Annotated in this window: 7 protein-coding genes; 4 read left to right on the top strand and 3 right to left on the bottom strand. The window is 67.5% G+C overall.

What is annotated here, in order from left to right; translation table 11 throughout:
- Positions 1-635: 635 nt before the first annotated feature.
- Positions 636-2,021: a hypothetical protein gene (locus KBX63_RS04700; RefSeq protein ID WP_210908508.1), complete on the bottom strand. Its 1,386-nt coding sequence runs from the start codon at positions 2,019-2,021 to the stop codon at positions 636-638.
- A gap of 60 nt (positions 2,022-2,081) precedes the next feature.
- Between KBX63_RS04700 and KBX63_RS04695 the strand changes: the two genes are divergently transcribed.
- Positions 2,082-2,324 (top strand): hypothetical protein, encoded by a 243-nt coding sequence (locus KBX63_RS04695; RefSeq protein ID WP_210908506.1) that lies wholly within the window; start codon positions 2,082-2,084, stop codon positions 2,322-2,324.
- 400 nt (positions 2,325-2,724) lie between these two features.
- Here the strand turns inward: KBX63_RS04695 and KBX63_RS04690 are convergent, their stop codons facing one another.
- The gene (locus KBX63_RS04690) at positions 2,725-3,579 is read right to left on the bottom strand and encodes an IS5 family transposase (protein ID WP_210908504.1); all 855 of its coding nucleotides are present in this window, start codon (positions 3,577-3,579) and stop codon (positions 2,725-2,727) included.
- A 116-nt stretch (positions 3,580-3,695) separates the two neighbouring features.
- Positions 3,696-4,811 carry a hypothetical protein gene (locus tag KBX63_RS04685; RefSeq protein WP_210908502.1) on the bottom strand — a complete coding sequence of 372 codons (1,116 nt, stop codon included), beginning with the start codon at positions 4,809-4,811 and terminating at the stop codon, positions 3,696-3,698.
- A gap of 838 nt (positions 4,812-5,649) precedes the next feature.
- Here KBX63_RS04685 and KBX63_RS04680 point away from each other — a divergent pair.
- The 3 genes from KBX63_RS04680 to KBX63_RS04670 are packed head-to-tail and all read left to right on the top strand — an operon-like array spanning position 5,650 to position 7,246.
- A complete protein-coding gene (locus tag KBX63_RS04680) occupies positions 5,650-6,324 on the top strand; it encodes a DNA polymerase beta superfamily protein (RefSeq protein ID WP_210908500.1) in 675 nt (224 codons plus the stop codon).
- Positions 6,321-7,067, top strand: coding sequence for a DNA polymerase beta superfamily protein (locus tag KBX63_RS04675; protein ID WP_210908499.1), 747 nt, complete (start codon positions 6,321-6,323; stop codon positions 7,065-7,067). The genes KBX63_RS04680 and KBX63_RS04675 overlap by 4 nt, the downstream gene beginning before the upstream one ends.
- Positions 7,068-7,078: 11 nt before the next feature.
- Positions 7,079-7,246, top strand: coding sequence for a hypothetical protein (locus KBX63_RS04670; RefSeq protein WP_210908497.1), 168 nt, complete (start codon positions 7,079-7,081; stop codon positions 7,244-7,246).
- The last annotated feature ends 81 nt before the right edge of the window (positions 7,247-7,327 follow it).

Genomic DNA, 7,327 nt, shown 5'->3' with positions numbered 1-7,327 from the left:
TTGCGCAGCCACATGCACAGACGGCATGGGGCCGCTGGCTGGCGGCAGGCCGGGCAGGGTTCAATGTCAAGGCGGGCTCTTGGGGCAGCAGGGTGTAGGAACCGTCTGCTTACCAAGAGCCCGTCTTCTATGGACGGCCGCCACGCCGACCGTCGCTCACCTACCACAAGTCCCGCCAGGCAGATCAGAAACAGGCTCTATAGAACATGCCTACGATCGCCTCGTGGAGGAGGTGGCCCGGCGGTGGTGGATTGGGTGCGACTGGGCACATTGTTAGCCGTTGGACAGTGGCCGCATGATCATTTGTGGTGGGTCTGTCCGACTGGCAGGCGCCGTTGATCGAGTAGTCGGAATTCCCCTCATCAACGCCGTCAGGATGACGCTCTGTCACGGGCCGAGACCTGTGCCGCCCGCGCCGAGCATCCGCAAGTAGCCGAATTGAGTGCGTCAAAAGCGGGGTGGGCCCAGCGCACAACCGTCGTGGCCGAAGATCACAGCGCCATCGGTGAGCCGATCTCCGATGAACCCCCGGAACTGCACATCTCGGGCAACGCCGGGCTGAATCTCGTCGCAAAGTTGGACTGCCCGCACACGGTCACAGAACCACCGGCTGGCCGTAGCAAGTACGACGTCGCCTACTCAGGTTGGGGTCGGAGGCCCCGGGGCCATGCGTCCAGGGCTTCTTCGGGCTGGTGTCGTTGCATCCATTTGCGGGCGGCCGCTTGGCTGAACCCGCGCTGCTTGAGGAGGTCCAGGGTGGCTGCCCGGATCTCCCGGCCTTGGTCCTTGCCGTCGAGATGCTCCCTCATCTTTGTCACGATGTCGTCGTAGTTGACCTGGTAGCGGCCGTCGACTTTCTGTGCGAAAAGCGGCATGAGCTTGTAGTAACGTCGCTCGCTGATGCCGAGCTGTGTCCATGGATAGCGTTGCGGCGATTCCCGCTTGTGGTGCTCCATGACGACGATGCTGGCCTTGCGGCGGACGTATCGGCGGGTGAGTTCCGCACCTTGCGCCGGGTCGAATCCGGGCTGGATCAGCTGCTCCAGCAGCATCGCCGCGGCTGAGCCCAGGTCCGGCGCATCCGTCCTGCGGTGGATCAGCTCGACCTGCTTCGGGTAGGCCAGCGCGACCACGTGTCTCAACGCTGGCTCGTCGCCGCGCAGGTATCCATGCCAGTAAGCCTTCAACACCACCTGGCAGGCGAGCTCGTGTGGGGTCGAGTCGTCGTCGATCGTGATGGTCGGGATCCCGAAGCCGTGGATCGCCGACGCGAACCGGCGCCAAGGCCGGTCCTTGGGCACTTGTGCGCCTTGCGGCCATATGCGCGCGGTGAAGACCCAGTCTGCGGGCTGCTTGGTCATCCGAGCCAGGATCAGTGTGGGCTCAGCGGCGGCAAGCGGAATCCAGTTGTCGTCGGTCGACCTGTCGAACAGGGGTTCGACGAGCCTTCCATCGTTCGGTGTCTCGTGGGTTATCCACATCAAACGACGGGTGATCTGGATCCACCAACCGCCGACTGCTTGCCCGATGACCGGCACGTTGAACCTGGTGTTGGGATCCATGACGCGACGGAAGAGCGCCTTGCGCTCCTCGAAACCGACGAAGGCTCCCAACCATTCGATGACGTATTCCCGCGTCAGGGCGCCCCGACGCGCTGCGTGGGCGACCAGTTGACCGGCATACCCCAGTCCGTCAGCCACGGACACGGCAGTAGGGCTGGGGGACTCCAACGCGTGAACCTGCAGTGCCACAGCGAACTCTGGCTGCACCGGATCCGGCACTTGCCAAGCGGTGTCGGCGGTCTCCAAAGATCCCATGCGCATGTTGGGGACGTCGATGAACGGCAGCCCGTTGGCCTCGAATACGGTGGTGAACCGCCGCATGGGGTCGAAAGTGCGTCCCGACAAGGTCTCGATCTCTTGCCCGGACCTTCGCAACACCCTTCGCAGTTCCTCCCGGTCCGGGCTGCCGCCAACCTGACGGGCAAGGTCATCCACGAGGCTCTCAGACCAATGTCCCACCTGGGCAGTATATGAGGGCGTGAAGCACGTTTCCCTCCTCATCACCGCCGGGTCGGTCGGTTGGCGATCGTCAGCGGTTGGCACGTCGTCGGGTATTCCCACGCTGCTGTTGGGCAGGCAGCCGTGACAGTCTTACTGTGGATTGCCGCGCTCGCACCGACCGTGTTGTTTCTTGTCTTCGGGCTAATGTACGTCTTTCTGGAGTCGCCCAGAGACAAGAAGGCGCTGGCGATCCTGAAACTGCTGCCCAAGTCCCCCACCCAGGTGCTCAGCATGATCGCCGATATGATCCGGTCGAGATGACCGTTGGGCGCCAGAGACGCACGGATTTGCCGCGATCCGCGCGCTACCTGCCGCCGAGGATCGGGCGTGGTGCTGGAGGGTACTGACGTTCCGAAGCCGTCCGGTCGCTTTGGGAAGGACTCGTGCGCAGTAATGAGCGCCGGGAACCAGGTGACGTCATCCGGGGCGCCGTTGGGCGTACCGCGGTGGCGGTTGGCCAAATCGGTGAGCCGTACGGCATCGGCGAGTGTGGCGATGGCAGCATCTGGGCCGTGCAGCGGGTGCTGGACTTGTCCGGCTACGTGTTCGGCCTGGATCGCCCGGCCGACGGCGAGAGCCTCATGCCGGGGATCGCCGAACGCTACGGTCGCGCCCTCAGCCGCCGCCGCGCCGACCGACTAAGAGCGACCGGCAATAGGTGTCACTTGAGTCGGCGGGTGGTGGGCCGGGTATCCCAGCGGTAGAGGACCCGTGCCCGTTGGATGAGTTGACGGACGGTGACGATGGCGGTGGCCAGGTACAGGTAGAAGTCGATGATCTGGGAGTCGCGGTCGGTGCAGCGGCGTATCTTGCCGAATCCGTTCATCCACGAGTTCGTCCGCTCTACCACCCACCGCTTACCGACCTGGATCGGTGCGGGCACACCCTTGCGGGCGATCTCGGCGTCGAAGCCGATCTCGTCGAGTAGTTCACGGGTGCGCCGGCTGTCGTATCCGCGGTCCAGGTGGGCGGTGACCTGCTGCGGCCAGTGATGGCGCAGTTGGCGGCTGCACTGCTCGAAGGTGTCGCGCAGCAGCGGCGAGTCGTGCCGGTTGGCCGGGGCGCCGGTGATGCCGAGCGGGATGCCGTAGCCGTCGACGCCGGTCGAGCGTTTCATGCCACCCTTGCCGCGGTCGACCGGCGACCGGCCGGCCCGGTCCCCGCCGCACGGAGCTTTCGTGATCGCGCCGTCGGCGCTGACGTCGGCCAGGTCCAGGCCGATCATCCGGTCGTAGGCGTCCAGGACCAGTTCGTGTAGTTGTTCGCCCAGGCCGGCCTCGGCCCACAGGCGCAGGCGCCGGCGGATCGTGCGGTCCGAGCACTGCTCGGTGGCCACCCGTTCGTAGCCCGATCCGTGGACCAGAGCGGCGATGAGCAGCTCGAACACGACCCGGTTCGGGATCCGGCGGCGGTGGCAACCGAGAGGATGCCCCGGGTCGAACCCGGGTTGCTCGGGACACAACACGGCGAACTGGACGAAGATCGGTTCGAGCAACGATGATGGCAGGGCAGGCACGGGACTCCATCGGTCACAGAGCGTAGAGAACTCCGATGATCGATGGACCCGTGCCTGTCTACTGCCCGCGGGTACTCGCCTGTCCGAATCTTGGACCTACTGCCGGGCGCTCTAATCTAGAACCACCGCCGGTTCCTCCTGCGGCGGAGCAGGATCAGGACGGCGGTGGCCCCAACTGCGGCGGCCACCGCGACGGACACCGATCGATCGCGGCGGTGAGGAGGCGGCGCGGCCGCCGGTGGCGTGATGAGCACAGGCACCTCGGTGCGATCCTGCGATTGAGGCGGTGGGGCCACGGCTTGCGGGTTTGCCGCGCGCTTTCGGCTGCCGTTCAGCAGCAACTGAACGGCAGCCTCGAGCACGAGCATGATGCCGCCGCCGGCGACTCCGGCCAACGCGCCGGCCATGAACAGGTTGCGCTGTTGTATAGCCGCCGTGTCGAGCAGTTCGCCACCTAGGCGGTAGCTGAGCGGTCCCGCACCGCCCGGCGCCAGTTCCCTGGTCCAGCGAAGAACGCCGGAGTCCGGCAGCTGCGGACTGGCGGTCTGCGCATTGAAGTCGCCGGGTTGGTTGTCAAGGTCGATGGTCGCCTTGGATCCCGGCGGCAACGGGCGGAATGCGATATCTCCGGCGGATGCGGGGGGTAGGGTCGTCAGTCCTGGCAGGACGTAGAGCAGCCGAGGCCCGGAGGCGCGCATGCACGTGATCCGGCTGACACCGGATAGGATTTCCTGCCGCAGGCCCACATCGCCGCTGTCCAGCGAAACACGCGTGTATACGCACCGCGACATCGATCCGCCGAGCATGGACCAGTAGTCGCCGTTCTCGGACTTCGGCTGCACGGGTTTCCACTTCACCGGCTGGTAGAAGTTGTTGATCATGTCGATGCCCGTGGCCAACTCCCCACAAATCAGCACAATGACAGCGGTCGGCGGCGCCGCCTTGGGCACGGCACCGAATTCATGCTGCAGCACCAGCGACAGGGAGGTCGTGCCCGCCTTGCCGGTTCCGGGGTTGTAGGCGACGTGAACCTGCACAGGAGCGGTTACGTCGGTCTGGCTCGCGTCGAGCGCAACGGCGATCACGCCACGGTCGGTGAGTCGGGGACTGGGGCTGAAACCGGTCGCGGCGAGTTGCCAGGCCCAGGCCGTCGCTCCCACGGTCACAACGACGGCTAGGGACAGCAGCCAGCGGTTGTTGACCAACTCACGGCGAAGTCCGGTCTCGGGCATTCGCCAACCGTACGGGCCCGAGGCCTGGTCGATCGACAGGCGTCTCGTTTGGGCAGCCGTACGAGCGCGTCGTAGTCTGCGGACGGCAGTGGCAAGGGCAACCTGCGCGTAGATAGCGCGCCCGGCTCGAGGTGAGGACGGCGACTGCGGTGAAGGACCTGCGGTAGGCAGAACGGCCCGCCGTCGACCTCGACGAGCGTGGCGGGCCCAGCTCGTCAGCGTACCGGCGGTGCTCACCACCCGCGCCGGGGCCCGCGGGCTCGGTGCAGCGGTCCGCGGCCTGTGGCCGTGGGAGCGGAGCGTCCTCAAGGGCCCGCAGCGGCCGCCGACTACGGTGACCGCGACGCCGTGGCAGCACGAGCCGCCGCTGAGCGGTCCGATCACGGGCCGGTAATCGGGCTTGCGCTGCAATGGGACGGGCAGGAGCACAGCGTCCTGCGGATCACGGGCGGCACGGTGCTGCCTGCTGGCCTGCTCGAGGTGCCCCGCCGGATGCACGTCGACGGTGCTGTTGCACCTCGGCGCGGTCCGATTCCCGATCACCGGTGAGGCTCACTGCCCGGGCGCACTCATCTGGCCGCAGATCGTGCGCGACGGCAGGCCGTCAGCCATCACGCACCGTGGCGCTCTCCGGAGTCGCCCATCATGCGGAACCGCCGATGAGCGGAAGGTCCTCAGCCGGGCGCTGGCGCCTGTTGTCGATCTTGGTGTACGGGTCCGGCGTAGTGTCGCCCGACGACCTCGCGCACATGGAGACCGAACGGGACGGGGTTGTCGGCTGCGGTCTGCCTGGAAAAGATCACGCGTGCCGGGCGGCGCTTGGGTAGCGTTGCCGCGCATGATCGAGCTTGTCGAGCGGCATACCGTCCTCGCCGTTGTGGTCGGGTCGCGGGCGTACGGGCTGCATGGCCCGGGTTCCGACTACGACCGGCGAGGTGTGTATGCGGCGCCGACCCGCGCGTTCTGGCACCTGGACAAGCCGCCCACCCACGTCGACGGGCCGGCGGCGGAGCAGTTCTCCTGGGAGTTCGAACGCTTCTGCGTGCTTGCCCTGCAGGGCAACCCGACGGTTCTGGAGGTGCTCTGGTCCCCGCTGATCGAGACGATCACCGCGGACGGGGAACAGTTGCTGGCGGCGCGGCGGGCGTTCCTGTCGCGGCGGGTGGCCCAGACGTACGGCAGCTACGCCCGGGATCAGCTCGATCGGGTGGCGGCCCGCCGCGAGCGCACCGGCGAGACGAATCACAAGCAGGCCATGCATATGATCCGGCTGCTGGTCGCCGGGGCGCACGTGCTGCGTACCGGGGAGATCCTGGTCGACGTTCGTCACCTGCGCGACCGGCTGCTCGCGGTGCGGCGCGGCGAGCTGCCCTGGGAGGCGGTCGCCGCCTGGGCAGCGGACCTGCTCGCTGAGCTCGCAGACGCGGCCGCTGCCACCGCGCTGCCGGAACAGCCCGACCGGGATGCCGTGGATCGCCTGCTCACGGCCGTACGGGAAAGGAACCTGCAGTGACCACCGAGGTGCCGCCGTGGGCCGCCGAGGCAGCCCGCGCCCTGCCCCGTCCGCTGCTGTTCGCCACCGTCAGCGGTGCACACCTGTACGGGTTCGCGTCCATCGACTCCGACCTGGATCTGCGGGCCGCGCACCTGCTCTCGCCCGAGGAAGTGCTCGGGTTGCGCACCGGGCCGCAGACGTTGCAGCACGCCGGCGTGCGCGACGGTGTCGAGCTGGACGTGGTCAGCCACGATCTGCTGAAGTTTGCCAGGCTGTTGAACAGTCGCAACGGGTACGTCCTGGAGCAGCTGCTGTCGCCGCTGGTGGTCGTGACCACTGCGGTGCACGCCGAGCTTAGGTCTCTGGCCCCGCAACTGATCACCCGTCACCACGCGCACCACTACCTCGGATTCGCGGCCACCCAGGAGAGGTTGTACGCCAAGACCGGACAGCTCAAGCCCGCGCTGTACACGCTGCGGGTCCTGCTCACCGGGATCCACCTGATGCGGACCGGCCGCCTGGAGACGGACCTCGGTGTGCTCGGGACGAGGTTGGCGTACGTGCCGGACCTCATCGCCGCCAAGCGGGAGGCCGAGCACGGACCGCTCCCCGCGGGCGCTGCGCAGCGGCTCGCCACCGACGTGCCGCGGCTACGCGCCGAACTGGAGGCGGCCCGGGGCACGTCGGCGCTGCCCGACCACGCAGACCCGGCAGCCGTGGACGCCCTGCACGACCTGGTGGTGCGTACCCGCCTGGCCTGAGTCCGCCAACCATGTGGCTCATCGGCGAAACACGCTGGAAGGTCATCGCCCGCGCCGGGGACACCGAGACGGGGAAGGTGCTGCGGTGGGAGTTCGAGTCGGAGCCGGAGGCGTTCGCATGGCCGATCGCCTGCTGCGCGCCGACAGCGCCGGGCAGTGGCGTGAACAGGGCCGCGTAGCGTCCCCGGGACGGCGGCAGGAGCAGCACCCGGACCTGGCGCTTCCAGAATGCGGATTATGTGCCGCACCCCGTGGTCGCG

Source organism: Micromonospora sp. U21 (assembly GCF_018070045.1).
Classification (GTDB): domain Bacteria; phylum Actinomycetota; class Actinomycetes; order Mycobacteriales; family Micromonosporaceae; genus Micromonospora.
This window is presented reverse-complemented; position numbering and strand designations above follow the sequence as displayed.